This is a genomic window from Pseudomonas viridiflava (assembly GCF_900602065.1).
In the GTDB taxonomy this organism is placed as follows: domain Bacteria; phylum Pseudomonadota; class Gammaproteobacteria; order Pseudomonadales; family Pseudomonadaceae; genus Aquipseudomonas.
Window position 1 is genome coordinate 1 of sequence record NZ_UWFN01000258.1, and the last position, 278, is coordinate 278.

The following is a 278-nucleotide window of genomic DNA, read 5'->3' on the forward strand; positions in this document are numbered from 1 at the left end:
GGGCTGGGGTGTTCCAGCGGCCAGAGCCACACGCACAACCAGCCCGCGAGGGCGCCTGTGGGTAAGTCGATAAAGTGATGTTGATAAGTGGTCAGCACGGAAATGCCGTTCAGTGCAAACCAGCCGTGCACTGCCCAGCGCCGGAACCCCTGGGTATGCCGCTGGTACACCACCCACAGGATCACCAGCAGCGCGATATGCAGTGAAGGCGCCTGGTTGAAGGGTTTGTCGAAGCCCGCCAGCACCGCAAACAACCAGCCGAACACGCCATCCAGTTC

The 278-nt window shown here is 61.5% G+C and carries 1 pseudogene; it reads right to left on the bottom strand.

The annotated features are described in order from the left end of the window. Window positions 1-278: pseudogene (locus tag EE949_RS13700) on the bottom strand (serine/threonine protein phosphatase); the annotation flags it as partial.